The sequence below is a fragment of the Rhizobium sp. 01N447_2 genome (genome assembly GCF_056399245.1).
Map to the genome: position 1 here is coordinate 1 of NZ_JBFTQY010000050.1, position 23,911 is coordinate 23,911.

A 23,911-nucleotide genomic window follows, 5' to 3' on the forward strand; every position below is an offset into this window, starting at 1 on the left:
GGATGATATTGATGCTCTCTTCCATGTGGTCTCACTCCATACAGACGTGGAAACGACGGGGCTCGTCAGCCCCGATCGCCGATGAGCTAGGAGGTGAAAAAATCGAATTCAAGAGTCGATGCAGCTTGATTTCACCGTCGACAGGCCGCCACCGTTGAGACCGAGCAGGAGTGATCGRGGTCAGTTTTTTATAACCTGCGCAGATCGCACCGCTCGACCACATCGGAACGTCGAGTCGCCATCGCAGTTTGCTCATCGGTTCAAACGAGGAGATATCCATGAACCGCCGAACATTGCCTGCATTCGCAGCATTCGCTACAGCTATGCCAGTCCCGCTGATATCTGCTTGCTCGCGTACCGCCAGGCGTCGTTGAAGCTTTCTTCGGTCTCGAAGCCGCGCCTTGGCAAGATGAAGGCTTCCCGCTTGGAGATCGGCAGCATCAGGTAGCTTTTCTCCCGAATGACGCGCTTTACAGTCGTCCAGGGCACTGTCGAATCCGCAACGCTGGACGTCACTCGCACGGCATCGTCGCTCAAGGTCATGGTAATGGTTGCGTTGGCTGATGCAATTTGCCGGTAATATAGAAACGATGCCCCCCAGGCTAGCCAATGGGTGGCTAGCGACAACAGCCCGACCAAGCCGATACATCCGAAAACCCAGAGCCAGGAACCGCTTTCGACCACAACGCTGACCATCATCACCGGATTGTATAGATCCGTGTAAAAAACCAGAAGGCACCAGACGGAAAAGAGCCAAAGGACCACTGTAACTATGCTGCGTTGCCAGGGACGGCGTGTGAGCGCCCGGGCCATTGCAGCATAGTCCCATGCAGTAAGCGTATAAGTGATCTTAAATCGAGGGTCGGTGTGCATTTGGATACTCAGCTGGGAACGGAACTCTCCGGAGCACGATCACCGATAAATTATCGGCGCCGCTCGAACAACTGGAATTGGTCGACTAAAGGTTAAGCGATGCGAGCCGGCTGTTGGATGAACGTTGGAGCGGCTATCAGGCGCCCATGGGCTCGGTCAAAATCGCTATTGCCGTCGAAGGCCCCATTCCTTCTCAAATTCCGTCTCGAAGTTTGAACTCACTCCATCGTATCCAAGCTCCGGCCGACGCGCCTTTGGCTTGGAAACGATCGATAGACCTTCGGCAAAGATCTTTCCGTTGCGCGAGCCAATAGAGTACTGAAGCGCGGTACCGCTTTCCAATGTAGGAAGACTGGCTTCCTCAACCTTTGAAATATGCAGGAAAACATCGGCGGTGCCGTCATCAGGCGAGATGAAACCGAATCCCTTGGCTGCACTGAACCATTTCACCTTGCCGCTGGGCATATATGACCTCTCTCCTTTGGTCGCGGCATTTTGCAGTTGCCATTCATAAACGCAAGAGACCGACGTCAGGCTCGCCGGCGAAACGGTCAGAACTGGAAGTTGGTCACGCTTCAACGAGAGGACAAGCCATAGATGACGCCAAGGACGATCACTTTGAGCTCGTCATAGGGGATGCTCCGCCTGCAACAAAACGGGTAGCGGGACTTGCGGTGAAGCGGATGGGGCGAGCAGTCGGTTTCATCTTTGTCCTGGCCTTGGCGCACGCCCGTAGGTATTCCTCAAGATATCCGAAGATCCGCGTCCTGATCGCGGTGGAAACCAGACTGCTTCGCGTGGTTTTGCGGAACAGACGGCCGTGCAACAACGTTTATTCCGCACCACCAATATCGGAGGAGCAGACATGGATTGGAACCGCGTAGAAGGCAACTGGAAACAGGTAAAGGGCAAGGTCAAGGAGCAGTGGGGCAAACTCACTGACGATGATCTCGACGTGATTGCCGGCAAGCGCGATCAGCTCGAAGGCAAAATCCAGGAGCGTTACGGCTACGAGAAGGATCGCGCCACCAAGGACATCGATGACTGGTACGGTCGCCAAACTTGGTAAGGGTTCAACAAATCACCGAGCCGCAGGATTGAACCTGCGGCTCTTTCGTGTGCGCTGTACTGTGCAAGAACGAGAAGATGGGGCCCTACCTCAAAGGTCGCTCCGCGACCCTATCTCCGTCCCCACGATCATGTGCCGCGATCGAAGCTGCGCCCAAGCGCGGGCTAATCAGTTCGTTACCGACTGTCGTGGCAAAAGGGTGTGACGCGCCTAGCAGATACAGCCCCGCGAAACGAATCAGCGGCCGCGGTTTTCCTCCTGCACCGTGATCTCGTCCCGCAAGCGAAACGAAGCGGACGAGATTGGATTCGTTGATGGAAGCTGATATGTTCTTTTTTTGTTCCCGATAGCCACCCTTGACACTTTGCCATGAACGTCATGATCCAGACACCGATCCGAAAAATCATCCATGTCGACATGGACGCTTTTTACGCGTCGGTGGAGCAGCGCGACAACCCCGAGCTTCGTGGCAAACCACTCGCCGTTGGCGGATCCGCCGCGCGCGGGGTCGTCGCGGCCGCCAGCTATGAGGCCCGCAAATTCGGTGTCCATTCTGCCATGCCGTCGATCACGGCGGCCCGCAAATGCCCGGACCTGATCTTCGTGCCGCCGCGATTCGACATCTACAAGGCAGTATCGCAGCAGATCCGGGAAATTTTTGCGCAATACACGCCGCTGATCGAGCCGCTGTCACTCGACGAAGCCTATCTCGACGTCACAGAGAACCTGAAAGGTATGGAGATCGCCACCGAGATTGCCCTGGAGATCAGAGCGAAGATCAAGGAGGCGACCGGGCTTAACGCCTCGGCCGGTATTTCCTACAACAAGTTCCTTGCCAAGATGGCGAGCGATCTAAACAAGCCGAACGGCCAAGCAGTAATCACACCGAGGAACGGCCCCGGCTTTGTCGAGGCGCTGCCTGTGAAGAAATTCCACGGTGTCGGACCGGCGACTGCCGAACGGATGAAGAAACATGGGATCGAGACAGGGGCCGACCTGAAATCGAAGTCACTGCAGTTCCTGACCGAGCATTTCGGAAAATCCGGTCCTTATTTTTACGGTATAGCCCGCGGTGTCGACCTACGGCAGGTCCGCCCCGACCGGATCCGGAAATCCGTCGGCGCCGAAGACACCTTCGTTCAGGACATCGACGACCTCGAGCGGGCAAGGACCGAGTTGACGCCGCTTGCGGAAAAGGTCTGGAGGCACTGTGCGGCCAACGGTATCAGCGGCAAGACGGTTACTCTCAAGGTGAAATATTCGGATTTCACCCGGGCGACCCGCAGTCGGACAAGCGCCCAGCCATGTTCTGACGTCTCAGATGTCCTGGAATCCGCAGATGCGTTGCTGACCACGGTCTACCCGTTCAAGCTGCCGGTCCGGCTTCTCGGCGTCACTCTGTCGTCTCTCACCAATGACCCAAGCGCGGATGACGAGGAACAACCACAGCTCGGTTTCGATTTGTAATGTCGAATAGGCTGGAGAAAACAACAAGCAGTTTAGACATCCCGCGTTCACGTCATAGGTTGCAGCTGACGATCCTGGGCCAGGCGATCAAGGAGAAACTGCAATAAGTGTCGACAAGCCGCTATTAAAAGCGGTGTTCGCCTCCCGGATTGCGTCGGTAAACACGTGTGGGTTTCCTGCGGCAGATTGCGGCCGACATCCTGTGAGGTCGATCCGCTCAGGCGACGCCCTTGCCGCCGGTGACACCATATACCTCGCCGTTAATGAAGCTTGCTTCTGGCGACGCAAGCAGGACGAACACGGGAGCCAGCTCGACCGGCTGACCGGGTCGGCCGAAGTCGCTGTCCTTGCCGAAGTTCTTCACTTTCTCGTCCGGCTGGCCGCCACTCGGCTGGAGAACCGTCCAGACGGGTCCCGGCGCGACGACATTGGCGCGAATGCCGCGCTCGATCAGCTGCTTGGCGAGGGCCTTCGTATAAGCAACGATACCGGCCTTGGTCGTGGCGTAGTCGAGGAGGAGCGGCGACGGCTGATAAGCCTGAATTGAGGCTGTGGTGATCACAGCAGATCCGGCCGGCATATGGGGCACGGCGGCCTGTGCGATCCAATGAAGCGCATAGAGATTGGTCTTCATCGTCTTGTCGAAGTCCTCCGTCGACAACTCCTCGATCTTCTCGCGGTACTGCTGGCGGCCAGCATTGATCACGAGGATATCGAGACCGCCGAGGCCGGAGAGAGCTTTCTCGACTAGCTCGCGGCACCATGCTTCGTCCTTGATGTCGCCTGGGAGCGCGACGGCCTTGCGTCCCTCCGCTTCGATAAGGCTCATCACTTCTTTTGCATCCGCCTCTTCTTCCGGAAGATAGGCGATGGCGACGTCGGCGCCCTCGCGAGCGAAAGCGATGGCTGCAGCACGGCCAATGCCGGAATCGCCGCCGGTGACGAGTGCCTTGCGGCCGGTGAGCTTTCCCGACCCGCGATAACTCTCCTCGCCGTGATCCGGCGTGGGATCCATCTTGCGCGCGAGGCCAGGCGCCTGTTGCGGCTGGTCTGGAAAAGGCGGTGCGGGATAAAGCTTGCGGGGATCGTTCAGGAAGGTTTTGTCGCTCATTGTGACACCTACTAATTTTGCGAATTGGATGCGAAATGACTGTCTGCGAACGCCCGTTTCGTCCCATTGTTCCCGTAGCGTCACCGGACCCGGAACAAACTTTCTGTCTTACCGTTCGTCCTGATTATCAACGACGGAGGAAATGACATGCCCCGCGGTGACAAGTCCAAGTACACTGACAAACAGGAACGCAAGGCAGACCACATCGCCGAAAGCTACGAAGACCGTGGCCTGTCCGAGAACGAAGCCGAGCGCCGAGCCTGGGCAACCGTCAACAAGGATGATGGCGGCGGCAAGAAGGCCGGCGGTTCCGGACAGGGCAAGCATACCGGTCATCCCGCAGCCCACAAAGGCGGCGAGAAAGGTGGCAAGGCGGCAGCGTCGCGATCGGCCGCAGACCGGTCGGCTTCGGCAAAGAAGGCGGCAGCGACGCGAAAGCGGAACGCCGCGCACAGCGCCCATCATTGATCGGTCGTGTTCCGTGACGGAGCAGCAACGCTACATCCCAACACCTGACGGATTCCTGATGGTCTTAAGGCAGGGAGACGATGTGCTTGCCTGCCTCGGAGCGCTGATGGTCGACGAAGATATACCTTCGGCGATGCTTTCTGGTTTCGGATTCGCAGGTCATATCACCTTCGGCTTCTTCGATTTCGAAGCCGGCGAATTCAAACCGAAGAGCTACGAGAACCTTGAAGTGACCAATTTGACGGGCTCGCTTGCCTGGAAGGATGGAAAGCCGCTGCCGCATCTGCATGCAGCCGCAGGTAACTCTTCGTTTGCAGCGGTCGGCGGTCACCTGTTGGCGTTAGAGGTCGGGCGCGGTTCGATGGAGATCCACGTGAGAACCCTATCAGACCGCCTGGAACGGGCGACCGACGCGTCGATTGGCGCCAACGTCCTGCAACTCGGTCCGGCCGGTTAAGGCGCGGCTGGCTCGCTGCCTTAATCGCTGATAGCGCCGATTGGGACGGACAGTCGGATCGCGAGTCCGTTCGGCATCCACTCGCGCGAGATATCGACCCCGAGGCCCTTTCCGACGATCTGCTCGAGCCGGCTTCCAAAACCGATCGAATGTGTCTCCGGCGGCTCGTGCCGCGGACCGTTGCTTTCGAGCCAGACGATTTCCACGATGTTGCCGTTCTTCGTCACTGCGATATCCAGCTTCCCCTCTTCCACAGACAGAGCGCCATATTTCGCGGCATTGGTTGCAAACTCATGGAACAGCAGCGCTAAATCTGTGATCTTGTTGCCGCTAACGTCGATGTCATCTCCGGTCAGCTGCCAACGATTGGCACCGTCGCGCTCATACGGAGCGAGGATATTGGACAGAAGCCGGAACAGGGTGGTCTGCGGTGCGCCGGTCGCCTCACCGTTCGGGCTTGGCAATGTCATCTCATGCGCCAGGGACAGAGCGACCAATCTGTCCTGCATCCCGGCCGCCAGCTCGGCAGTCGTCTTTGCCGTCCTTGCTGCAAGGGTGATGATGCTGCCAGTGATAGCGAACAGGTTTTTCACCCGGTGATGCATTTCTCGAAGCAAAAGTTCCTGGTGCTCGGCGGCTCGCTTGCGCTCCGAGATGTCGCGGGCAATCTTCGATGCACCGATGATCATTCCGTTGCCATCCCGAATAGGCGAGATGGTGAGGGAGATATCAATCAGGCTACCGTCCTTGCGTCGTCGTATGGTCTCGAAGTGATCGACGCGCTCGCCGGCCTGGATGCGGGCGAGAATGGCCGGTTCCTCGTCGAGGCGATCGGGTGGAATGACGATCGTGATCGGCTTGCCGACAGCCTCGTCCGCCGCATAGCCGAAAAGGCGCTCGGCGCCTTTATTCCAGGTTGTGATGATGCCGTTGAGAGTCTTGCTGACAATGGCGTCGTCGGAAGACTCGACGATCGCCGCAAGAAACGCTGCAGCAATATGTCCCGCCTGCACAGCGTCTATGTCAGACCCTGGCTGTAGCACAGGGTACTTCGCCTGCCCCTCGCGCTCTTGGTCATTGGAAATAGACATCTGCCCCCCGTCAATCAATGCATTTTTGGACGCCAAACGGTCAAGCCACCTGGCGCAGCGCCGACGATATTCGGCAAACACCAGCAATAAAAGCCCGAAAGCTGATGAGGGTGACGCCATCCGAAATTTTTCTTAAAGATTTCGATAGCGATGTCGGGATCGATGGTTCAACCACGTCCTCGAAGGATCGGACCGAAAATCGGAGGAGGCGGAATGGCGCTCAAGCGGATGGACAACATCGGGATTGTCGTTGAAGACCTTGGCGTGGCGATAGGCTTTTTCCAAGAGCTGGGCCTCGAACTCGAAGGCCGCGCGACGATCGAGGGCGAATGGGCCGGTCGTGTTACTGGTCTGGGCGATCAGCACGTGGAGATCGCCATGATGCGCACGCCGGACGGGCACAGCCGGCTGGAGCTTTCACGCTTCCTCAGACCTGAAATCGTTGCGGATCATCGGAACGCTCCGGTGAATGCGCTTGGTTATCTGCGAGCCATGTTTACAGTCGATGACGTCGAGGAGACCGTTGAGAGACTGCGCGCGCACGGCGCCCAGCTTGTCGGCGATGTCGTCCGATATGAGGACGCCTACAAGCTTTGCTACATCCGCGGACCCGAGGGTCTTCTCATCGGCCTTGCCGAGGAGCTCGGGTAAGCAGAGAAATTCGCCTTGGGCCTATCCGCGTGATGGTGTGAAGCGACCTGACCAAATGGCTGGCCGATAAGGGACTCCTAGACCCCGAAGGTCGGGAACAGGTCTTCGAGCTCATAGAACGACGCGGAATGTTCCACGGTCGGTTGAAGCCGCCCTTTAAAAATCGCGACCCTTTGTCCTGGGTTGCGCGATGCGACGGATTTCCGGAAACGAAGTCGATCTGCTCCTCCAGCTCCAGACGAAGCCCCTCGGGTAGCATGATCGTCTCAACTCGCGACGAGCCCTGCTTCAGTTCGGTGGCGTGTCGTACGGCGCGATCGAAAGAGACCCGGCGGTTAAAGCCGGGTCGGTCGAAGGAAAGTTTCCGCATCTCCAGGGACAGGAAGATCGATATCGAACCGCGAAACAACTTTCCACCGGGTCGTTGGCAAATAAACGGCCTGTGCCATTTTTGTTGCTTCAATCACATCATCCGGCGGGGGAAAGTCCTTTCCGAGCGTAGTGCGCCAAGGAGGGCTCGGTTGCGCTCCGGAAATCCCATCGGGCTCGCCTTCCGGTTCCGGAACTTGACGAGAGCCAGAACGTTCAGGGAACAAGAGAGGAGTTCTCCATGACCAACAACCCGAAGACAGACACGACTTCCAACACCCAGAAAGATCCAGATGAGTGGGTAAGCGGCGACGAGCCGATAACCGGCGCCCAGCGATCTTACCTGAAGACGCTTTCGGAACAGGCGCATAAGCCAAACGCTTACGCTGAGGACATCTCGAAAGCCGAAGCCTCCAAACGGATCGACGAGCTCAAACAGGAACTCGGCCTTAGCTGATCTAGCATGTAGTCGTGCATAAACCGGAACCTTCCGGTTGCTCTGACAGTTTTCGGGGCATGCCCTATCTCGTCGAAATCTTGCTTCCCGTGGCGCATAGTCGTCGGAATCGGACGAACCTCGACCTGGTTCGCGACGAACTCACGGAGAAGTTTGGTGGGGTCACCCTGCACATCAACTCTCCCGCCGAGGGTCTGTGGGAGGACGGAGGGGACATCGAGCGCGATCGTATCGTCGTGGCCGAAGTGATGACTGACGATATCGACCGCTCCTGGTGGTCCTCTTACCGCAGGGAACTGGAGGCTCGCTTCCGTCAGGAGGAAATTCTCATCCGCGCAACCCCGATCGAACGCCTGTGAATTTCTTCGCAACTCTCGGGATTCGCGGACATCAGCTTCTCCGAAGGAAACCTGGGATGCATGATGGCAGGGAGGCATGCTCATCTAGCAGTAACGGTTCGTCGGGAAACAGACGGTCGCAGACCGCCGTCCGCGTGAGGTGTTTTTTTGAAGATTGCACGGTCTCCTATCCTGTCAGTTGACCCGGAGGCCTACCTCTCCGTTCCGGCATTCGCTTCGTTCGCCGAGTAAGCCTGAGGCAACAGGATGCGGAGCTTGTATGCGATGTGCACTCCCTGGAGGAAATCCTCCAGGGAGTGCACATGGCGGCCAATCCGTCAGGAAGATACGGCGGGGTTATGTGCCCCACGAATATCCTTATTCTCGCAGCGGCCTCACGGGAGAACGCGAATGACCGTCTTTCCAGCGCGCCGCTCCGTCGAATTGAAGGTGGCGACCGCATCGTCCAGGCTTGAAACCTTGCCGATGTTCGTCCGCAGTCTTCCGTCCCGGACCCGCTGAACGATCTCGGATAGCTGGGTACGATCAGCCTCGACGACGAAGTCGACCGTCAGCCCATCCGAAGGCCGAATATCCGTCGGTCCGACGGCTGTCACAAGCGTTCCCCCRGCCCTAATCAGCGCCGCGGACCGCTTCTGAACATCGCCGCCAATGACATCAAACACCAGATCGACGCCGCCGATGTCTTCCAGGAGGTCGTTCTCGAGATCGACGAATTCATTTGCACCAAAGTCGAGCGCGTTCTGGCGGTCAGGGGCGCGTCCGGTACCGATGACATAGGCGCCGGCTTCCCGCGCAAGCTGCGTCACGATCGAGCCGACGGCGCCAGCCGCGCCGTGTGCGAGTACGCTCTGCCCCGCTTGGAGGCGGCCATGCTGAAACAGTCCCTGCCATGCGGTCAGGCCAGATATCGGCAGACTTGCGCCGACCGTGAAGTCGACGCTGCCGGGCAGCGGCGCGAGATTGCGGGCCTCCACAGCGACGTACTCAGCCAGTGTGCCGTCGCGATACCAGTCAGTCAGGCCGAACACCCGCTGACCGATCGACAGGCCGGTGGTGCCGTAGCCGAGCGCGGTGACCACACCCGCCAACTCATGGCCGAGGACCGATGGCGTCCGGTCACGAAAGGTTCGATCGGTCCAGGTCGAAGGCCAATCCAGTTCGGTGTTGACGAACCCCGCAGCATGGACCTCAACGACGACGTCGTTTATCGCTGCCTGTGGCTTGGGTCGCTCCACCAGCGTCATTCCGGCTGTTCCCGCAGCCTGGTCGTTCACTACGATCGCTTTCATGGGAATTGTCTCCTTGGATATTTGTTGGTTTGGGGTAATTTGCAGGCGCGGAAGGTCTTTTCGATCTCTCGCGCAACTCGTTATCGGTTCGACGTCTTTCGCGAAGACCTTATCGAATTCCTGTCTGATGCCGCGCGGCAAGCCCGTCTTATCTCGGTTTTAACTGCGCGGCGGTGGCGGGCGCTTCATCGTCAGAAGGTCCGTCACATCATGCAGATCGTCTGCCGAAGAGATGGCAAGCGTCAGCCATTTTCCGTCGATATATGTTTTGGCTTCATCGTAAAGCTTGACCAGTTGCGGGCGCCAAACATAACGCCGCTCCTCGAACTTCTCACGTTCCGCTCTGCCCATAACCACGACAGCCGAAAACCGCCGGTATTCCGGCACCAGGGTGGTGAACGCCTTCGTTTTCTTATAGCGCAAGGACCAACCGCGGTTCTTGCCACCGTAGAGCCAGTCGGGCGCGAAAACTCCTGGGTAGAATTCGTCGATCCAGTTCCGCAGTTCGGCCCAATGCTCGAGTGCCTCTGCTCCGATCCATTCGCGGACGGCGCTGTCATCGGGCGGTGCTGATTTGTCGGCGATCCTGTCGCCGATTTGGGGAAGTGTATTGGTAGGTAAAATCATCTGAAGGCCTCATGTTCATGGTTCGGCGGAGGTCGGAGGTTAAGATGCGGGTGCAACCATGGCACGCCCTCAAAAAGCTCCCGGCGACGCTCTCGAAAGCAAAGGCGCATCGCGATACGGCCGATCAATGCTCGAGAGCGCTGCAGGGCGACCGGCAGCGGCTCGAAACTCTCTCATGACGGTCAGGTCGAGAGCAGTGAGCGCCTTGTCCCTCGCTAACGGCGCCTGGCTCCAATCCAGGAAGGCAGTGCCTTGAAGCGGGAGAAATTGTTGCGTCCGCAGCCCAATGGAGCTGAGTGCCAGCGACAGATAGGGTGTGAGAAAATCCGGCTGGTTGGCTCGCTCACCGGCGAAGAAGCCACCGGAAGCCGCGCCGATAAACACCGGGCGGTCCTGGAGCATTCCGACCTTGCCTGATGGCGTCGACTTCATCGTGCGGCCGACGCGCAGGATCTGGTCGATCCACGCCTTGAGGACCGAGGGAATCGTCAGATTGTGCATCGGCGTTCCGATGACAATCACATCGGCCGCTTCGACTTCCCGAATAAGCACTTCGGAAAGATCCAGAGAACCCATCGGCGGGGCGGCCAACGTTGCCGGCGACGCCAACGCGGCGGCGTAAAGGGCTTCGGTTTGCGGCAGGGGATCAGCCCCCAGGTCACGCCGAGTAATTCTCGCGCCCGGCGCTACCTTAAGAAGCTTTTCAACGATCGCAGCCGATAGCGCACGGCTATGCGATTCCTGACGCGGACTGCTATCGATATGGAGAATATTCATGTCAATGATCCCAATAGCTTCAAAAGGTTGCGGCAGGCGAAAGCTTAGATCGAGCCGGCTGGTGTTACGGCGGGAAAGTCCTTCTCCGGGTCGAACACGTTGTTGAAGAAGTTCGTCAGGGAATACATGGCCACAAGCGCGACGATCTCGATGATGTTCGCATCGGTATAGCCAGCATCGCGGACGGCTTTCAGATCGGCGTCGCTGACCTGCCCGCGGGTCTCGGTGACCTTGCGCGCAAACTGGACGGCGGCGTCCCGTTTCGGATCGTTGGCATGGCCCTTCCGGGCGAGAATGATGTCATCGGCCGAAAGCTTGGCCATATGTTCGGCGGTGAAGCTGTGAACCGTCAGGCAATAGTTGCAACCATTCACTTCGGAGACGGCAAGGCCGATGCTGTCGCGTGTCTTTACGTCGAGTGCCTTGCTCAGGGAGCCGAGCAGGCTGGCCCAGGCTTTGAACGCGATAGGGCTCTGCGCGAAAGCCGCCATCATGTTGGGCGTGAACCCGATGTTCTTGGTGAACATATCGAGGGTCTGTTTCGATTCCGCCGGCACCTGTTCCGGCGTCAGAACAACGGTTCTGGACATTGTAATCTCCTATTTTTAGATTGGATCGGTAATCAGGCGAAGTCGAGGACGTCGGCCACCGGCATCCGCGGCTTCTGCGGCCAGTTGCCGGCCCGTTCCGGCCCGACGGTCAGCAGCATCACCGGGATTTCGTCTTCGGCCAGGCCGAACTCGAGATGCACCGCGTCTGCGTCGAAACCGATCATCGGTGTCGAACCCAGGCCGAAGGAGCGGGCCGCATAGATGATCGCCGCTGTGCCGAAGGTGGCGGAGCGCACTGCCTCGTCGCGTTGGCGCTGCGGCTGATCGTCATACAGACCGCGGGCGGGGATTTCCCATTCCGGCACCAGATGGGCCGGCATGATGCCGGCTTCCACGACCGGCGCCAGACGCGCGGGGATCGTGCTGGCATCGGCCAACTGGCCGACGATGATGAAGGTGACGGCGGCGTCGAGGATCGCGGGCTGCTTCCAGGCGATCGGATGGAGCCGTGCCTTGGCGTCAGGTGTACGGACGGCGATAAACCGCCAGTTCTGCAGGTGGAACGATGTCGGTGCGGCCGTGCCGATCCGCACCAGATCGCGGATTTCATCGTCGCTCAGTGTTGCGGTGGTGTCGTAGTACTTGGCGGCACTCCGGCTCAGGATGGTTTCGATAACGGCGTTCGTCGGCGTCAGATGGTTTGCTGCGTGGCTGAAGTCGTTCATTGGGTGGCTCCCTCATCAAGTGATTACGGAGCTCAATTTACGGCCATCAGTGAGAATATCGAGACTGGATTGCCTCAATAGAATGCGCGAAAGGATCAATCCTCGGCGCGCGCCTGCCCGGTATGCGCTTGTCGGCGCCATTCCCCGGGCGTCATTCCCATTCTCTCGGTAAAAACACGGCGGAATGCCGAAACAGATTGATAGCCGACCGTTTCGGCAACAGCCTCGGTGCTGATCGCCGGTTTTTTCAACTCATTGGCCGCCAGGCTCATCCGGAGATCAGTCAGCAGATCGAGGGCGGAGCGACCCAGCCTGTCTTGAAAGTGCCGCATGAACGTAGCGCGTGACATCCCGCACATGTCCGCCAGGTCCGGCAGCTTCCAAGGGTGCACCGGATTGGCGAACATGGCCGCAATGGCTGGAGCCAGTCGAGGATGGCCGGCCAGGGCCAACAAGCCATCGGGAGCTTTGTCGGATTCACTGGCTGCCCGCATCACCAGTGTGAACAGGGCGGAAGAAAGGGCGTTGAGGACAGCACGCCCTCCCGCTCGGTTGCCGGCGGACTCCATTCGCATCAACCCCACCAGACTGGCCAGCTGATCCGTAGCAGCAGATCCGATACCGTCTCTTCCGAGGCCGTCGATCGTTCGCGCCACAAGGTTCGTGGGCAGGTAGTTGCGGATCAGTCGATCGTGGGGCGGCGCAATGAAAAACCGTCCGCACAGCAAATCCAGTTGCTCGCCCTGGCCATCGTTTTCGCTGAGCATCCATCCGGCTGAGCCCACGCTTTGATGTGTGCGGATCGGTGTCTGCCCACTACCATCATGCATCACATGCGCCGCACCGTGCGGCAGTAACACGATATCTCCGCTCACCAGCTCCCTTGCTGTTCTCGTCTCTAGGTCCTCGAAAATGGCCCGCCCCTTGACGATGACGTGGTAGGGAATTTCGTTCGCCACCGCCCGGCCCCAGGCTAGGCGCCACGGCGCACCATAGGCACAGCGGACCTCGAGCTGACCAGTAACAGTGACGATTTGCAGGAGATGGCTTAACCAATCGACTTCAGACATTGGACCTCAAGAACCGGAACTGATGCAACATCTTATCGCAATTGCACGTTGGTTCTACTCGGCCACGTTCAAACCTCGTTCCGCAACGGACATCGATCATGAGCTCGCCACCGGCGCGTCCAGATCGGGACGAGGTACAGTATCAAACGCCGCCATCGACTATCGAAAACAATCGAAAAGTTGGCGACGGCCGGCGCTCAGCCGATCGACAGCGTTCAGGCAATGACGAAAACCTCTTGCGGCCGAAATGGAGGGGCAAGGCCGCCGCTCTCGCGGAATTGCGCGGGTGACGACGAAAATTTCGGCAAAAATGTTCCCCGTCGCGAATTCACACATTTATGGGCGTGGGACTCCGTCCAAAGCCCGTTCACAAAAATGCCTATTGCATTACGGTCGTAATTTAATATTATGATCATAATGTAACCGGATGGACGTCTTGCTCAAGCCCGGGCAAGTCCTCCTATTCCATGAAGTGTGAGGATTCCCATGCATAAGGAAGTTACGTCAGACCAGACCAGAGTTGCCGATGGCTTGGCCGCGCTAGGTGTTGCGCAAGCTGTGCGCGCCATGAACAGCGGCGACTTCACGGCGGAGACATACGCCGAAGCACTTCTCGATCGTGCCCGCGAGCAATCGGATCTCAAGGCTTTCATCACGATCGACGAACAGGCTGTGYTCAACGCCGCCCGCGAAGCCGATAGGGCTCGAGCCGCGGGCGCATCCGGCCCCCTGCTCGGTGTTCCTCTAGGTGTCAAGGACAGCTATTTGACAGCCGGCCTGCGCACGACACTTGGCGTCAGCAATCTGAAGGACTTTGTGCCGACGCAAGACGCCGAGGTGGTTGGCGCGATCAGGCAAGCCGGCGCCATCGTGTTCGGAAAGAACAACCTCGTCGAGATGTCCTTCGGGTTGACGGGCGACAACAATCCCTATGGCCAGGTGAAAAATCCTCGCGCTCCTGATCGCGTCAGTGGTGGGTCCTCAAGCGGGTCCGCGGCGGCCGTCGCCGCTGGCATCGTGCCCGCAGCTTTCGGAGGGGACACCATCGGTTCAATCCGCGTGCCGGCGTCGTTGTGTGGCGTGGTTGGGTTCAAGCCAACGACGGGGCGTTGGCCACGCAATGGAGTCGCGCCGATTTCCCATATTCTCGACACGACCGGGGTGTTCGCCCGCACGGTTGAAGACTGCGAGCTCATCGACCAGGTCGTCACGAAGGAACCTGCACCGATTGCCACCGAATTGGGTGACCTGAAGCGCGTGAGATTCGCCTATGCGCCCAAGCAATATCTCGACCTCATCGATCCCGAGGTCGAGGGACGTTTCAACAACGTCATTCACAGACTACGCGATGCCGGCGCCGAAATCGTCGAGATTGATTTCGGAGAAGAGTTCTCGGCGCTCGCCGACGCGACAACCTGGAGCATCTTCTTCCGTGAGACCATGGGCGCGATTTCCGCGTTTCTCAAAGAGAACGCTATTCCCACCTCCTTCGAGGAGATTTACCAGAACCTCAAGCCGGGTCTGAAGGAAGCGTGGCAGCACCATGTTCTGCCAACTGGCTCCAAATGGCTGTCCGACGATGGCTATAACGCGGTATTGGCCAATGACCGGCCCAAACTTCAGCACCTGTTCAGCCACGCCTTTGCGACAAGCGGGGCTGAGGCGCTTCTCCTCCCCACGACACCTTGCACGGCGCCGGAGATCGGAAAGGAAAACCAGTTTCTGATCGCAGGGCAGGAAGTGACTTTCGCTGCCTTGGCGAAGAACACTGTCCCAGCAAGTGGTGCCGGGCTTCCTGGGATCAGTCTCCCGATGGGCAACGTGGGCGACGGTCTTCCAATCGGCCTTGAAATCGATGCGCCCTTTGGCGGGGACCGTAGGTTGCTGTCGCTCGCCCGCCGGGTGGAGGCACTCGGTATCTCGTCTCTCTGAAGAGCAAGCAGCACAACACGAACAGATCACGAAGCCCAACGTAGAAGGACCATGAGAATGGCAAGCAAAGCGGTCGACATCCAGAGGATTGAAGTAGAACACGTTACAATCCACTCCAGCAAAGACTTTGGCACCGTCAAGTCGAATCTGGAAAGCATGGTTCCCAGGATCGACGACGGGATCTTCACGCTCCTTCGTTATCGGGAAACGACCCGAGCGCTTCGTGAACTCGAGGCGCTCCCGGCGCTATCGATTTTCGGATTTCGAGATCATGGTGCTGCGGTCCAAGTAGCCGGTCTTCAGCGTCATGCGATACAATACGACATTGGCAATCCGCTTACCGCGACAAAAATGACCCGCCACCGCATCTCTGCCGGCCTCTATGCACCTATCCGGGTACTTCTTCGCGAGGACAGCGACGGTGTCGCATTCGAGTATGATCGGCCGATCTCCACCTTCGGCCAGTTCGGGGACCGCGACGTCGACGAAGTCGCGAGAAAGCTTGATAAGGATCTGCAAGCCGTGCTTGAATCCGCAGCCGTGTAAGCTGTGGGAAACCGCTGCTTTGATCGCGGGAACAATGCAATGCACAGGCCCACCCATTTACGGAAGACATAGATGCGCTTTGAAAAGGGTCACAAGGAAACCACGCGACGCCGAATAATCGACGTCGCTTCCAAGCGTTTTCGCAGAGAAGGTGCGGCGGCATCGGGCCTGGCAGGAATCATGTCGGAGGCCGGCCTCACAAACGGGGCATTCTATCCGCATTTCGATTCAAAAGAGACACTCGTGAAGGAGGCCGTCGTCAGCGCTCTGAATGATCAGCTCGCAAATTTGGAGCAGGCCCGAACCGCAAACCTTGGAATTGAAGATATCATTCGCGACTATCTGAATATTGCCCATCTGCAAGGTAGCGAAGATGGCTGCCCATCGGCCGCACTCTTGCCTGAAATCGGGCGTCAACCCGAGTCGACTCGGAAGGCTTATGAGGATGGATTGGCGCGTTATATCGAAGCGCTCGCGTCCTATCTTCCAGCCTCGTCCTCATCGCAAGAAAGCGCAATGGCAATCTTCAGTCTGATGGTCGGCACACTTCAGATTGCGCGAGCTGTTTCCGATCCATCGAGGGCTGCTGAAATCATCGAAGGTGGGGTCCAAGCCGCACTGGCCCTAGCAGAGAGATAGCCAGAGTGAGGGACCAGCCGGAGAGGTAGCGTAGCTATTGAGGGGATTAAACCTTCGACACGGAGTTGAAGCCATTGAAACATCGAACCTTTCATCAGGAGTCCACCCCAATGAAGTTGAGCGGCTGACGTCTTTTCCCTTGCCCAGCGCGGGCGGTGGTGATGACCTCCTAAAAACAACCCCGTCCATGACAAAGGCGAGAACCATTTCTGCTGAAGACTGAGGTGAAACAGCTATGATCCGATGCGTGAGGCCGCTAATTGGTATTGGCGACGCTTGGAGTGTTTCCTGCGAGAGACGCGGCGCAGGACAATGGCAGCCGAACGAGTTGGTCCTTTAGCCGGCGGCAGAGAAGATGTGTTTCTTATGGCCACCTGAAGAGCCTCGCGCCGGTCGAACATCAACGACCTGACAGCTTCATCATTTCCGCCGGGTACCTGTCACCTACGATCCGAACCTGTRCAGCGCCTTCATCGATCGCGCTCAGATCGTCTCTGGATAGATCGACCGACAAGGCGCCGATATTCTCCTGGAACCGGGTCAACGATCTCGTGCCGAACAGCGGCACGATCCAGGGCTTCTGAGCGAGAAGCCATGCAAGCGCGACCTGGGCGGGCGTTGCGCCATGCCGCGCTCCGACCGACCGGATCAGTTCGACGAGCGCGAGATTGGCGCTACGGTTCTCATGGCTGAAGCGGGGTATCTGGCCCCGAAAGTCGTTCGAGCCGAACGTGGTTCCGGCGTCGATCTTTCCGGTCAGAAATCCCTTGCCAAGCGGGCTGAAGGGAACGAGGCCGATGCCCAATTCTTCGAGCGTGGGAATAATCTCCGGCTCAGGATCTCGCGTCCACAAAGAATACTCACTCTGCAGCGCCGCAACCGGCTGTACGGCATGGGCACGGCGGATCGATCCAGCACCCGCTTCCGAAAGACCGAAGTAGCGGACCTTGCCTTGCGAGATCAGATCCTTGACCGTGCCCGCCACGTCTTCCACCGGGACGTCAGGATCGACCCTGTGCTGGTAGAGCAGGTCGATGTAATCGGTTCGCAGCCGCTTCAGACTGCCATCGACGGCGCTTCGGATCTGAGCGGGATTGCTATTGACGCCGCCAAGATGCTCGCCGGTGCTCTGGTCGATATTCCACCCAAACTTGGTGGCTATCTTGACCTTCTCGCGCATGCCCGCGAACGCTTCGCCGACCATCTCCTCGTTCGTCCACGGTCCGTAAACTTCCGCGGTGTCGAAGAAATCCATACCCTGATCCACGGCGCCGCGCAGGAGGGTGATCATCTCGTCCCTGTCCGGGATGTCGCGCGACTTACCATATCCCATCGCCCCGAGCGACAGTGCCGCCACTTCCAGTCCCTGGCCCAATTTTCGTTTCTGCATGGTGATCTCCTGAAGCGAACGAAAGGTTTGTCCGCGATGAGATAGTGCGCCAAGGCGGATGGATTAGATGGCCGGCATTGATAGGCGTTATGGGCGGGCCGCATATATCACGGCAATTGGCAGCGCTTGATTGTGAGCCTGGACACAGAGGTCTCGCGGCTCGTTGCATTTAAGCCGACACGGTGATCGTCGGCGTTAGGCCGAGAGCGTTGGCGATTCATGCATGCTGCCCATAAGTCCTATCAAGATCAGGGATCTAATCTTCATCAATTCGCCTCCCACCTTCTGACGGCGTGGGCGCTGCGTCGCCCGAGGATTGACGATGAAGTAAAGGACGAAATCATGAAACAGCATATCGCAGCAACCGCACTGTCGGCGACCCTTGCAGGTGCGACCCCGGCGCTCGCAGACGACCGCACCTTCCCGCTTGCCGTCCCGCCGGTTTCGATGTCCGACATGCAGGCCGTCTCCCCTGCTCTCGTGAAATACACCAATGCCACGTTGCTGGACGACCTATGGAAACGCCCCGGCCTGTCGCCACGCGACCGCAGCGTCGTGACGGTCGCAGCGCTGATCGCGCGGAACCAGACGGTCGAGCTTGCCTTCCACCTGGACCTGGCACTCGACAACGGCGTGGRGGCGTCCGAACTTTCGGAGATCATCACGCATCTCGCCTTCTATTCCGGCTGGGCGAACGCCACCGCGGCGGTGGCCATTGCCAAGGACGTCTTCGGCGCACGCGGGATCGGAGCGGACCAGATTCCAGAAGCAAGCCCAACGCCACTTCCGCTTGACGAACAGGCAGACGCGCAACGCGCTACCAGCGTCGCCCAGAATGTCGGGCCGGTCTCGCAGGGCGTCGTCGACTATACCAATGGCGTTCTGTTCAAGGACCTCTGGCTTCGTCCGGGGCTTGCGCCGCGCGACCGCAGCCTGGTTACCGTGACGGCCCTTGTCGCGTCCGGCCAGGTCGCGCAGATCACCTATCATCTCGGACGCGCCATGAATGCCGGACTGACGAAGGATCAGGCCTCCGAAGTGCTGACGCAACTGACCTTCTATGCCGGGTGGCCGAACATCATGTCCGCGGTTCCCGTCGTCAAKGACGTCTTCGAAAAGCGCCAGAGCTGATCGCTCTCGTGGACACTCTAACTGCGCTCGCGCAGGGCCTCCACGACGATATTGAACGCTGCAGGCGACTGCCGACGGCTGGGATAGACCAGATGGTAGCCCGGATAGGATGGGCACCAGTCGCCGAGGACCTCCACAAGCCTTCCCGCATCGATCTCCGGCTGGGCGAGGCCCTCGGGAATGAACCCCAGGCCGAACCCGTCGATCGCCATGTTGCGGATCTGCGTGATGCCGTTACAGGTCATCTGGCCATCGACCCTTACCCGAAGCTCCTGCCCGTTTTTCTCGAACTCCCAGGCATAGAGCCCGCCCTTCGTCGGCAGTCTGAGATTGATGCAGTTGTGGTGGGTCAGGTCCTGCGGCACGATCGGCGCCGGGTTGCGAGCGAGATAGTCCGGAGAACCGATGACGATCATCCGCTGGTCGGGGCTGATCCGAACGGCGATCATTCCCTGTGTCACGATTTCGCCGAGACGGACGCCGGCGTCGAAACGCTCCGCGACGATGTCGGCGAGACCGTAGTCGATGACGAACTCGACCTTGATGTCTGGGTAGTCGTGCAGCACCCTGCGAAGCTTTGGCCATAGGACATGGTCGATCGCAAAATCCTCGGCGGTGATCCGGATCGTCCCGGCCGGTCGTTCACGTTTGTCGGTCAGGGAGACGAGCTCGCCCTCGATCTCTTCGAAGCGTGGACCGATGGTGGTGAGCAGGTGTTCACCCTCTGGCGTCGGCGCGACGCTGCGGGTCGTGCGGGTCAACAGGCGCACGCCGAGGCGTTCCTCGAGGCCCCGCACGGTGTGGCTCAGACCCGACTGCGATATGCCCAGCTTCGCCGCAGCCTTGGTGAAGCTTCGTTCGCGGGCGACGACGAGAAAGGCGAGCAGGTCGTGGACATTCTCACGCAGCATTCATGGAACCCTCGCATCAATCGGGGCTCATCCTAGCATAAGCCTGTTTCTGTGCGATCCGAGATTCATGTGGGTGACGCATAAGTCCCTGCAGAACTGGAGCTCTAATTCTTCTGAATGGCCAGCGTTATCTTAATGCCGCTTCTGGCAGCTTCGGGTGTGCGGTCCCCGAACTGAGAAGACCTCTGGAAGGCGCTGATCGCCTTGAACGGATACGAACCTTCGACAGGGTCAAAAGGGCGTTCTAAATGTCTGATTTATTGAGATTTGCCTCTCTACAAGGCTTCTGGCATGCGCGACAAAGTTCTACTTCTTCAGCCGGTCGTAGACCTCTTTTAGCAAGTGTTCTCCGGCAACATTACGGAATTTCGGATTATTCATTAACCTAGAGAATATTGCTTCATTGCCTTCCATGCGTTCGATGAAGAGGCTTTCGAGCATCTTGTCGAACACGATTGCGAAGTTCTCCATACTGTTGACCTCCGCAGCAGCTTTTAGAGTTTCGTCGCTAGTTGCGGCTTCGGCCACCTGTTCAAAAAATAGCCTGTCAGTGTGAGTGAACTGCGTTCCAAATCGCTCGTTCAGGCGGTCGATCAGTGCAGAAAGGGGAACGTTGTCCTCTTTCGTCGATTTCGTTCCAACCTCGGTCGGCCCCTTCAGAGATTCAGCATCGCCGTCAGCAAGGCTAATCGTGCCCTCGCTCATCTTTTGAAGTCGGTAATATTGCAAGGCGACTTCTTCTTCGAGAGCGAACCGTCCGCTGTCGTCGCGTCGTGGTAGCTTCTTCAAKAGGAACCGAACAAATACGTATAGCTTCTCAAGGCTCGTGTCCTGGTACGGAATGATTTGTGCGAGGAAAGCATATAGACGGCGATAGCTTTCAAGGTGTGCCTTGCACTCCTCCTGTGTTTTTTCATCAAGGCCCTTGAAGCGCTCGACCGAGGTGTCGATGATCGAGTTAAGCTCCTGATGTTCTGATGCAATCGTTTCGGATCGTGGACGAAACCACACATTGCAGAACGCATCTACATCACCATCGTCGAACAAGCGCCATTGCTCGACCTTATGCTGAAGGTCGTAGAGCTGGTGAGGATCAGTCGCTTTCCCAGGTGGGGTGACTTCATAGTAGGGCTTGAACGCCGTGAAGATTTCTTCGGGCTCATTCACAAAATCAAGCACGAACGTGTCTTCTTTTCCCGCGGTAGTTCGATTGAGGCGTGACAGAGTCTGAACGGCTTGAACGCCCGCGAGCCGCTTGTCGACATACATTGTGTGCAACAAGGGTTCATCGAACCCTGTCTGGTATTTGTCCGCGACGAGCAGCACCTTGAAATCGTCCGAAGCGAACTTCTCAGGCAGTTCCCGTTCTTTTATTCCGCTATTCATCCCCACTTCAGTGAAGTTCACGCCCGGAACAGCTTCGTCTCTAACTTCGCCGGAGAACGCCACCAGAGACCGGATGTCATCATAGCCGTGCGCCTTTATGTAATCATCGAAGGCACGCTTATAACGCACGGCGTGAAGCCGAGATCCTGTCACCACCATAGCTTTCGCGCGTCCACCAATCTTATGACGACTCGATGAGCGAAAGTGCTCGATAATGATCTCGACCTTCTGACCAATGTCGTAGGGATGAAGCGAAACAAATCGACCAAGCGCCTTTGCAGCCTTGCGCTTTGGCACTTCGGGATCATTCTCGATCTTTCGGATTAGTCCGAAGAACCGCTTATAGGTCGTATAGTTCTGAAGAACGTCGAGAATGAAGCCTTCCYCAATCGCTTGGCGCATTGAGTAGTGATGGAAGGGCGGTCGGTTCGTTGTCGGGCTCGGTTCATTGAACAAGGCTTGCGTTTTGAATTTCGGAGTAGCGGTGAAAGCAAAGAAGCTGAGATTCGGCTGACGTGGCCGTTTCATCATTTCAGCGATCAATGCCGTCTTGGCACCCTCAGATAGACCTTCTTCTTCGTCGAGATATTCCGAGGCGATGGCATCTTCGATGCCGGACTTGTTGAGGATTTTGCGCAGCTCCGTCGCAGTCTCACCAGATTGAGATGAGTGGGCCTCATCAACGATGACCGCGAAGCGTTTGCCCGTCGTATCCAGCTCAACCGTCTCACCCTGCTTTCCCATCGTATCGATAGCGCGCGCCACAAACGGAAATTTCTGGATCGTGGTAATGATGATCGGCACACCGTTCGAAAGCGCACGAGTCAGCTGTTTGGTGTCCTTGTCGATCTTCTGGACCACGCCTTGCTTATGCTCGAACTGATAAATTGTGTCCTGCAATTGCTGATCCAGCACCCGGCGGTCTGTCACCACGATGACCGAGTGAAAGACCTTGTCACTTCCAGTGCCATCGTGAAGGCTGGAAAGGCGATGCGCGAGCCATGCGATGGAGTTGGATTTTCCTGATCCCGCCGAGTGCTGGACAAGGTAATTGTGTCCGGAGCCATTGTCGCGCGCATGGGTGACGAGGCTGCGTACAGCATCAAGCTGGTGAAAGCGCGGAAAGATCATGGTCTCGCGCTTCTCGACCTTCACGCCATTCGGCGTGACGCGACGGCGCTCTTGCACCTGCAGATGCAGAAAGCGCGCGAGAATATCCATCAGGCTGTCTGCCTTCAGGATGTCTTTCCAGAGATAGGCCGTTCGGTAGTCGTTCGGATCAGCCGGGTTTCCAGCGCGGTTTTGATCACCCTTGTTAAAGGGCAGGAAGAAGGTCGAACCGCCCGCAATTCGCGTCGTCATGAAAGCAAGATCGGTATCAACCGCAAAATGGACGAGCGCACGCTCCTTAAACCTGAACAACGGCTCATCCGGGTTGCGGTCATATTTGTACTGATTGATGGAGTGCTGAATGTTCTGGTTGGTGAACTGGTTTTTCAACTCCAGCGTCACGAGCGGAAGGCCGTTGACCGCCAGCACCATATCAATCGAGTCCTGCGGGCGGCGCTCGCTGAAACGCACCTGGCGGATCACCGTGAGCCGGTTTTGTTCATAGCGGGCCTGTGCTTCGGGGTTCATGCCTGTATTCGGCGCGAAATAGGCGATGTCGAAGGTCTTGCCGTAGCATTTGAAGCCTTTGCGCAGCACGTGCAGCGCGCCCTTGGTGCCAAGCTCCCGCGACAGCGCCGAGAGCAGCGCATCTTCGGCTTTTGGTCCGTGCAGGCCCTTGATCGCTTGCCAGCGGGCCTCTTGTGTGCGCGCTATAAAGTCGATGATCTCGCGCGGGAACAGGGCAAATAACGGATCGAAGCTTTTAGGATCACCCTTAAGATAACCGCCATCGGTGAGAAGTGAGGCTTCAATGGCGTCCTCAAATCTTTCTTCGGTGTGTTTGTTCATCTGCGCCTCCTAAATCTCGTCAGCCATGTTGTTTTCGAGATCGCCGAGGGCGAGTCCATTCAGGGCGTCATAATGATAAAATCTAATGGCCGGATCGGCCCGTAAGTACTTGCCGTCTGCGTCAAGATATGCAGCAGGATTTGTATTCGAGCTGAACACGAACTTCTGGACAAAGAGCGAGTGACTATGCCCGAAGTAATGCTCCACAACGCGTTTCATGGAGCGCAGCCAGTTCGCCCCAGCGTCAAGCTGCGCCTTAATGCCGGTCTGGTCGATGCCGTTTGACTTGAACTCGATCAGATAGGCGTAAATGCCGAGCGACATACGATGAAAGACAACGAAATCGCACTTGCGCGCCCAAGGCTTGGCGTCGTCGTCGAGAAAGCGGAAGAGGCGTGGGTCATCACCCTTCTTCGTGGGCTTTAGATCGAGATTGACCGAAAAGGCCTGTCCCTCAAATGGGAATGTCACGGTCAAAGGCTTCGGTAGGCCGTCAATCTTTTCCTTGAGCGTTACCGAGCCGCTATTGCCCCTATCCTGAATAAAGTCTGGGTTAAGACAGGCCTTGATATGGCCGAAATACGCATCGGTTGTCAGGGCCAT

General features: G+C 57.9%; 25 protein-coding genes. 11 read left to right on the top strand and 14 right to left on the bottom strand.

Annotated elements, in window-relative coordinates; translation table 11 throughout:
- Positions 1–321: 321 nt before the first annotated feature.
- Both AC1ECN_RS26555 and AC1ECN_RS26560 read right to left on the bottom strand, forming a co-directional pair.
- Positions 322–873, bottom strand: coding sequence for a YcxB family protein (locus AC1ECN_RS26555; RefSeq protein WP_222333989.1), 552 nt, complete (start codon positions 871–873; stop codon positions 322–324).
- Between the two features lie 165 nt (positions 874–1,038).
- Positions 1,039–1,338 (bottom strand): cold-shock protein, encoded by a 300-nt coding sequence (locus tag AC1ECN_RS26560; protein ID WP_222333988.1) that lies wholly within the window; start codon positions 1,336–1,338, stop codon positions 1,039–1,041.
- A 400-nt stretch (positions 1,339–1,738) separates the two neighbouring features.
- Here AC1ECN_RS26560 and AC1ECN_RS26565 point away from each other — a divergent pair, with 400 nt between their 5' ends.
- Positions 1,739–1,942, top strand: a complete 204-nt coding sequence (locus AC1ECN_RS26565) for a CsbD family protein (RefSeq protein ID WP_112511622.1) — start codon at positions 1,739–1,741, stop codon at positions 1,940–1,942.
- Between the two features lie 369 nt (positions 1,943–2,311).
- Complete coding sequence (dinB, locus tag AC1ECN_RS26570; RefSeq protein WP_222333987.1) at positions 2,312–3,409, top strand: DNA polymerase IV; 1,098 nt, start codon at positions 2,312–2,314, stop codon at positions 3,407–3,409.
- Positions 3,410–3,626: 217 nt separating this feature from the next.
- Here the strand turns inward: dinB and AC1ECN_RS26575 are convergent, their stop codons facing one another.
- Positions 3,627–4,520, bottom strand: a complete 894-nt coding sequence (locus tag AC1ECN_RS26575; protein WP_222333979.1) for an SDR family oxidoreductase — start codon at positions 4,518–4,520, stop codon at positions 3,627–3,629.
- 147 nt (positions 4,521–4,667) lie between these two features.
- Between AC1ECN_RS26575 and AC1ECN_RS26580 the strand changes: the two genes are divergently transcribed.
- Both AC1ECN_RS26580 and AC1ECN_RS26585 read left to right on the top strand, forming a co-directional pair.
- On the top strand, positions 4,668–4,988 hold the full coding sequence (locus AC1ECN_RS26580; RefSeq protein ID WP_222333976.1) for a plasmid stabilization protein: 321 nt from the start codon (positions 4,668–4,670) through the stop codon (positions 4,986–4,988).
- A 13-nt stretch (positions 4,989–5,001) separates the two neighbouring features.
- Positions 5,002–5,445 (top strand): PPC domain-containing DNA-binding protein, encoded by a 444-nt coding sequence (locus AC1ECN_RS26585; RefSeq protein ID WP_315855619.1) that lies wholly within the window; start codon positions 5,002–5,004, stop codon positions 5,443–5,445.
- A 20-nt stretch (positions 5,446–5,465) separates the two neighbouring features.
- Here AC1ECN_RS26585 and AC1ECN_RS26590 read toward each other — a convergent pair whose 3' ends face one another.
- Positions 5,466–6,536 carry a PAS domain S-box protein gene (locus tag AC1ECN_RS26590; RefSeq protein WP_222334201.1) on the bottom strand — a complete coding sequence of 357 codons (1,071 nt, stop codon included), beginning with the start codon at positions 6,534–6,536 and terminating at the stop codon, positions 5,466–5,468.
- 213 nt (positions 6,537–6,749) lie between these two features.
- Between AC1ECN_RS26590 and AC1ECN_RS26595 the strand changes: the two genes are divergently transcribed.
- The 3 genes from AC1ECN_RS26595 to AC1ECN_RS26605 all read left to right on the top strand — a co-directional run bounded on the left by AC1ECN_RS26595 (position 6,750) and on the right by AC1ECN_RS26605 (position 8,372).
- Entirely contained in the window at positions 6,750–7,187 is a 438-nt protein-coding gene (locus AC1ECN_RS26595) for a VOC family protein (RefSeq protein ID WP_222333972.1), read from the top strand.
- A gap of 610 nt (positions 7,188–7,797) precedes the next feature.
- On the top strand, positions 7,798–8,013 hold the full coding sequence (locus AC1ECN_RS26600; protein ID WP_222018181.1) for a DUF3072 domain-containing protein: 216 nt from the start codon (positions 7,798–7,800) through the stop codon (positions 8,011–8,013).
- Between the two features lie 59 nt (positions 8,014–8,072).
- Positions 8,073–8,372: a hypothetical protein gene (locus tag AC1ECN_RS26605; RefSeq protein WP_222333970.1), complete on the top strand. Its 300-nt coding sequence runs from the start codon at positions 8,073–8,075 to the stop codon at positions 8,370–8,372.
- A gap of 374 nt (positions 8,373–8,746) precedes the next feature.
- On the opposite strand, the gene AC1ECN_RS26610 is transcribed toward AC1ECN_RS26605, so the two are convergent.
- The 6 genes from AC1ECN_RS26610 to AC1ECN_RS26635 form a co-directional block, all read right to left on the bottom strand.
- Positions 8,747–9,664, bottom strand: a complete 918-nt coding sequence (locus tag AC1ECN_RS26610) for an NADP-dependent oxidoreductase (protein WP_222333968.1) — start codon at positions 9,662–9,664, stop codon at positions 8,747–8,749.
- A 159-nt stretch (positions 9,665–9,823) separates the two neighbouring features.
- Positions 9,824–10,291 (bottom strand): DUF3788 domain-containing protein, encoded by a 468-nt coding sequence (locus tag AC1ECN_RS26615; RefSeq protein WP_222333966.1) that lies wholly within the window; start codon positions 10,289–10,291, stop codon positions 9,824–9,826.
- Positions 10,292–10,360: 69 nt separating this feature from the next.
- Positions 10,361–11,068, bottom strand: a complete 708-nt coding sequence (locus tag AC1ECN_RS26620; RefSeq protein WP_477954586.1) for an FMN-dependent NADH-azoreductase — start codon at positions 11,066–11,068, stop codon at positions 10,361–10,363.
- Positions 11,069–11,112: 44 nt separating this feature from the next.
- Complete coding sequence (locus AC1ECN_RS26625) at positions 11,113–11,658, bottom strand: carboxymuconolactone decarboxylase family protein (RefSeq protein WP_222333962.1); 546 nt, start codon at positions 11,656–11,658, stop codon at positions 11,113–11,115.
- A 32-nt stretch (positions 11,659–11,690) separates the two neighbouring features.
- Positions 11,691–12,344: a nitroreductase family protein gene (locus AC1ECN_RS26630; RefSeq protein ID WP_477954588.1), complete on the bottom strand. Its 654-nt coding sequence runs from the start codon at positions 12,342–12,344 to the stop codon at positions 11,691–11,693.
- A gap of 95 nt (positions 12,345–12,439) precedes the next feature.
- On the bottom strand, positions 12,440–13,414 hold the full coding sequence (locus tag AC1ECN_RS26635; protein WP_130800518.1) for a cupin domain-containing protein: 975 nt from the start codon (positions 13,412–13,414) through the stop codon (positions 12,440–12,442).
- Between the two features lie 486 nt (positions 13,415–13,900).
- Between AC1ECN_RS26635 and AC1ECN_RS26640 the strand changes: the two genes are divergently transcribed.
- The 3 genes from AC1ECN_RS26640 to AC1ECN_RS26650 all read left to right on the top strand — a co-directional run bounded on the left by AC1ECN_RS26640 (position 13,901) and on the right by AC1ECN_RS26650 (position 16,531).
- Positions 13,901–15,346, top strand: a complete 1,446-nt coding sequence (locus AC1ECN_RS26640; protein WP_477954590.1) for an amidase family protein — start codon at positions 13,901–13,903, stop codon at positions 15,344–15,346.
- A 57-nt stretch (positions 15,347–15,403) separates the two neighbouring features.
- A complete protein-coding gene (locus AC1ECN_RS26645) occupies positions 15,404–15,892 on the top strand; it encodes a DUF302 domain-containing protein (protein ID WP_222335649.1) in 489 nt (162 codons plus the stop codon).
- Between the two features lie 72 nt (positions 15,893–15,964).
- Positions 15,965–16,531 carry a TetR/AcrR family transcriptional regulator gene (locus AC1ECN_RS26650; RefSeq protein ID WP_477954592.1) on the top strand — a complete coding sequence of 189 codons (567 nt, stop codon included), beginning with the start codon at positions 15,965–15,967 and terminating at the stop codon, positions 16,529–16,531.
- A 400-nt stretch (positions 16,532–16,931) separates the two neighbouring features.
- On the opposite strand, the gene AC1ECN_RS26655 is transcribed toward AC1ECN_RS26650, so the two are convergent.
- Positions 16,932–17,921, bottom strand: a complete 990-nt coding sequence (locus AC1ECN_RS26655) for an aldo/keto reductase (RefSeq protein WP_477954594.1) — start codon at positions 17,919–17,921, stop codon at positions 16,932–16,934.
- Between the two features lie 342 nt (positions 17,922–18,263).
- Between AC1ECN_RS26655 and AC1ECN_RS26660 the strand changes: the two genes are divergently transcribed.
- Positions 18,264–19,052: a carboxymuconolactone decarboxylase family protein gene (locus AC1ECN_RS26660; protein WP_477954596.1), complete on the top strand. Its 789-nt coding sequence runs from the start codon at positions 18,264–18,266 to the stop codon at positions 19,050–19,052.
- Positions 19,053–19,069: 17 nt separating this feature from the next.
- Here AC1ECN_RS26660 and AC1ECN_RS26665 read toward each other — a convergent pair whose 3' ends face one another.
- From AC1ECN_RS26665 to AC1ECN_RS26675, 3 genes are all read right to left on the bottom strand, one after another.
- Entirely contained in the window at positions 19,070–19,963 is an 894-nt protein-coding gene (locus tag AC1ECN_RS26665; protein WP_477954597.1) for a LysR family transcriptional regulator, read from the bottom strand.
- A 306-nt stretch (positions 19,964–20,269) separates the two neighbouring features.
- Positions 20,270–23,308: a type I restriction endonuclease subunit R gene (locus AC1ECN_RS26670; RefSeq protein WP_477954599.1), complete on the bottom strand. Its 3,039-nt coding sequence runs from the start codon at positions 23,306–23,308 to the stop codon at positions 20,270–20,272.
- A 9-nt stretch (positions 23,309–23,317) separates the two neighbouring features.
- A complete protein-coding gene (locus tag AC1ECN_RS26675) occupies positions 23,318–23,911 on the bottom strand; it encodes a hypothetical protein (protein WP_477954601.1) in 594 nt (197 codons plus the stop codon).

Bases quoted from the DNA above. Each gene is read 5' to 3' on its own strand.
- AC1ECN_RS26620 (WP_477954586.1), bottom strand. From the start codon at position 11,068: ATGAATATTCTCCATATCGATAGCAGTCCGCGTCAGGAATCGCATAGC.
- AC1ECN_RS26665 (WP_477954597.1), bottom strand. From the start codon at position 19,963: ATGCTGCGTGAGAATGTCCACGACCTGCTCGCCTTTCTCGTCGTCGCC.
- AC1ECN_RS26645 (WP_222335649.1), top strand. From the start codon at position 15,404: ATGGCAAGCAAAGCGGTCGACATCCAGAGGATTGAAGTAGAACACGTT.
- AC1ECN_RS26605 (WP_222333970.1), top strand. From the start codon at position 8,073: ATGCCCTATCTCGTCGAAATCTTGCTTCCCGTGGCGCATAGTCGTCGG.
- AC1ECN_RS26575 (WP_222333979.1), bottom strand. From the start codon at position 4,520: ATGAGCGACAAAACCTTCCTGAACGATCCCCGCAAGCTTTATCCCGCA.
- AC1ECN_RS26675 (WP_477954601.1), bottom strand. From the start codon at position 23,911: ATGGCCCTGACAACCGATGCGTATTTCGGCCATATCAAGGCCTGTCTT.
- AC1ECN_RS26555 (WP_222333989.1), bottom strand. From the start codon at position 873: ATGCACACCGACCCTCGATTTAAGATCACTTATACGCTTACTGCATGG.
- dinB (WP_222333987.1), top strand. From the start codon at position 2,312: ATGAACGTCATGATCCAGACACCGATCCGAAAAATCATCCATGTCGAC.
- AC1ECN_RS26595 (WP_222333972.1), top strand. From the start codon at position 6,750: ATGGCGCTCAAGCGGATGGACAACATCGGGATTGTCGTTGAAGACCTT.
- AC1ECN_RS26600 (WP_222018181.1), top strand. From the start codon at position 7,798: ATGACCAACAACCCGAAGACAGACACGACTTCCAACACCCAGAAAGAT.
- AC1ECN_RS26625 (WP_222333962.1), bottom strand. From the start codon at position 11,658: ATGTCCAGAACCGTTGTTCTGACGCCGGAACAGGTGCCGGCGGAATCG.
- AC1ECN_RS26615 (WP_222333966.1), bottom strand. From the start codon at position 10,291: ATGATTTTACCTACCAATACACTTCCCCAAATCGGCGACAGGATCGCC.
- AC1ECN_RS26635 (WP_130800518.1), bottom strand. From the start codon at position 13,414: ATGTCTGAAGTCGATTGGTTAAGCCATCTCCTGCAAATCGTCACTGTT.
- AC1ECN_RS26650 (WP_477954592.1), top strand. From the start codon at position 15,965: ATGCGCTTTGAAAAGGGTCACAAGGAAACCACGCGACGCCGAATAATC.
- AC1ECN_RS26590 (WP_222334201.1), bottom strand. From the start codon at position 6,536: ATGTCTATTTCCAATGACCAAGAGCGCGAGGGGCAGGCGAAGTACCCT.
- AC1ECN_RS26565 (WP_112511622.1), top strand. From the start codon at position 1,739: ATGGATTGGAACCGCGTAGAAGGCAACTGGAAACAGGTAAAGGGCAAG.
- AC1ECN_RS26560 (WP_222333988.1), bottom strand. From the start codon at position 1,338: ATGCCCAGCGGCAAGGTGAAATGGTTCAGTGCAGCCAAGGGATTCGGT.
- AC1ECN_RS26580 (WP_222333976.1), top strand. From the start codon at position 4,668: ATGCCCCGCGGTGACAAGTCCAAGTACACTGACAAACAGGAACGCAAG.
- AC1ECN_RS26630 (WP_477954588.1), bottom strand. From the start codon at position 12,344: ATGAACGACTTCAGCCACGCAGCAAACCATCTGACGCCGACGAACGCC.